General features: G+C 70.2%; 3 protein-coding genes. 1 reads left to right on the forward strand and 2 read right to left on the reverse strand.

Features of this window, described 5'->3' with window-relative positions; all coding sequences use genetic code 11:
* The first annotated feature begins 29 nt into the window (after window positions 1-29).
* Complete coding sequence (paeA, locus tag A612_RS08775; protein WP_040436438.1) at window positions 30-1,382, forward strand: polyamine export protein PaeA; 1,353 nt, start codon at window positions 30-32, stop codon at window positions 1,380-1,382.
* Here paeA and A612_RS08780 read toward each other — a convergent pair.
* Together A612_RS08780 and A612_RS08785 are read right to left on the reverse strand one after the other, a co-directional pair.
* Complete coding sequence (locus A612_RS08780) at window positions 1,358-2,038, reverse strand: lytic transglycosylase domain-containing protein (protein ID WP_019374128.1); 681 nt, start codon at window positions 2,036-2,038, stop codon at window positions 1,358-1,360. The two genes, paeA and A612_RS08780, sit on opposite strands and share 25 nt — an antisense overlap.
* A partial coding sequence (locus A612_RS08785) for a His/Gly/Thr/Pro-type tRNA ligase C-terminal domain-containing protein (RefSeq protein WP_019374129.1) occupies window positions 2,035-2,738 on the reverse strand: 704 nt, incomplete at its 5' end. The genes A612_RS08780 and A612_RS08785, both read right to left, overlap by 4 nt.

Consider the following 2,738-nt stretch of genomic DNA (forward strand, 5'->3'; position numbering starts at 1 on the left):
CCCGCCTGCCGCGCGGATGCCGCCGCTGCATGTCCCTGCCCGAAAGCCTGATCGTCATCGCCCTGCTCATCGCCGCCAGCGCCTTCTTCTCCGTGGCCGAGCTCTCGCTGGCGGCCGCGCGCCGGCTGCGCCTGCGCCAGCTGGCCGACGAGGGCGAGCCCCGCGCAGAACGCGTGCTGGCCATGCAGGAGCAGCCCGGCGACTACTTCACTGTGGTCCAGGTCGGGCTGAACGCGGTCGCCATCCTGGGCGGCATCGTCGGAGAAGGGGCGCTCAGTCCCTACCTGAGCGGGCTGCTGGCCCTGTGGCTGCCCGAAGCGCGCGCCCAGACCCTGGGCTTCCTGGCCTCATTCCTGGTCGTCACCTCGCTGTTCATCCTCTTCGCCGACCTGATCCCCAAGCGCATCGGCATGGCCAACCCGGAGCGCATGGCGGTGCGCGTGGTCGGTCCGATGCTGGTGTGCATGGGGCTGTTCAGGCCGCTGATCTGGCTCTACAGCCGCGCCGCCGACCTGGTGCTGCGCCTGTCGGGCCTGCCGGCGCAGCGCGACGAGCGCGTCACCTCCGAGGACATCCTCGCCATGATGGACGCCGGCGCGCGCTCGGGGGTGCTGGCGGCGCGCGAGCAGCAGGTCATCGAGAACCTGTTCGAGCTGGACAACCGCTCGGTGGTGGGCAGCATGACGCCGCGCGACCGCATCGCCTACTTCCTGAGGGACGACCCCGACGAGCTCATCCGCGCGCGCATCGCCAACGAGCCGTTTTCCACCTACCCGGTGTGCGAGCGCGACATCGACCACGTGGTCGGCTACGTGGACGCCAAGGACCTGTTCCAGCGCGCACTCAACAACCAGCCGATCTCGCTGGCCGAGGAGGGCCTGGTGCGCAAGGTGCTGATCGTGCCCGACCGCCTGTCGCTGGCCGAGGTGCTGGAGCAGTTTCGCCAGGTGCACGAGGACTTCGCCGTCATCGTGAACGAATACAGCCTGGTGGTCGGCGTGGTGACGCTCAACGACGTGATGAGCACCGTCATGGGCGACCTGGTCGGCCCGGCCGACGAGGAGCAGATCGTGCGCCGCGACGAGCACTCCTGGCTGATCGACGGCACCACGCCGATCGACGACGTGCTGCATGCGGTTGGCCTGGACGAGCTGCCGCACGCCGAGGAATACGAGACGCTCGCCGGTTTCCTGATGGTCATGCTGCGCCGCGTGCCCCGGCGCACCGACACCGTGGACTGGGACGGCTACCGCTTCGAGGTGCTGGACGTGGACAGCTACCGCATCGACCAGGTCATGGTCACGCGGCTGGCCGGGGCGGCGCGCCTGTCCGGCTCGGCCCCGGCGCGCCAGGAGGATCAGGCGGCCGAGGTCCGCTCCTGAAAGAACCAGTTGCGCTGCGCCGCGAAGACGGCATTGGGATAGGGCGCGCGGCCGCGGCTGCCGTTGTAGCGCCCCAGCGCCATGTAGAGGTCGCCCCGCTCCCGGTCCAGGTAGTGGCGCAGGATCACGCAGCCGAAGCGCAGGTTGGTCTGCATGTGGAACAGCTTGCCCGGGTCGCCATCGCCGATCACGCGCGTCCAGAACGGCATGACCTGCATGTAGCCGCGCGCCCCGGCCGGGGAGATGGCGAACTTGCGAAACGCGCTCTCCACCTGGATCAGCCCCAGCACCAGCGAGACGTCCAGCCCGGCGCGCTTGGACTCATACCACACGGTCTGCAGGAAGTCGCGCCGCACCTCCCACTCGGGCTTGCGGCTGCGCAGCCGCTCGCTCATGGCGCCCAGCCAGCGCAGGTACACGAGGCGCGCCTCGGTGCTGGCAAAGAACGGCTCGGGCGGCGCCAGGTCGGCCACCGCCGAACTGAGCGCGCTGCGCACCGAATCCATCAACGGCTCTTCCAGCTGTCCACTGGCGTGCGCCAGCGTCGGCGCCCCCAGCCAGGCGCCCGGCCCAGCCACCAGCGAGGCCACGCAGGCCCGGCGCGACAGCACGCCGCGGCGCCGCGACGGCGCCGCAACCATCCCCTCGGAACTCATGCTGCGAGTCTTTCCTTCACGTACGAGAACACCTGCTCCAGCGGCACCTTGGTGGCAGCCGTGTCGCGGCGGTGCTGGTATTCCACCTGGCCTTCCTTGAGGCCGCGCTCGGACAGTACCACACGGTGCGGCACCCCGATCAGCTCCCAGTCGGCGAACATCGCCCCCGGGCGCTCGCCCCGGTCGTCCAGGATGGCGTCCACGCGGGCGTCCAGCAGCTCGCCGTGGAGCTTCTCGGCAGCGGCGCGCACCGCCTCGCTGCGGTCCATGCCGATCGGGCACAGCACCACGGTGAACGGGGCGATGGCGTCGGGCCAGATGATGCCGCGTTCGTCGTGGTTCTGCTCGATGGCCGCCGCGGGCAGGCGCGACACGCCGATGCCGTAGCAACCCATCTCGAAATGGGCCGGCTTGCCGTCCTCGTTCAGAAACGTGGCGTCCATGGCACGGGAATACTTCGTGCCCAGGTAGAAGACGTGGCCGACCTCGATGCCGCGCTCGATCGCCAGCACGCCCTTGCCGTCGGGCGAGGGGTCGCCCGCCACGACGTTGCGCAGGTCCGCGACCAGGTCGGGTTCGGGCAGGTCGCGGCCCCAGTTCACGCCCGTGAGGTGGTGGTCCGGCTGGTTGGCGCCGCAGATCCAGTCGGCCATGACGGCCACCTCGCGGTCGGCCACGATGCGCACCGGCTTTCGCAGCC

The organism is Melaminivora alkalimesophila, from assembly GCF_000282995.1.
GTDB classification, from domain to species: domain Bacteria; phylum Pseudomonadota; class Gammaproteobacteria; order Burkholderiales; family Burkholderiaceae_C; genus Melaminivora; species Melaminivora alkalimesophila.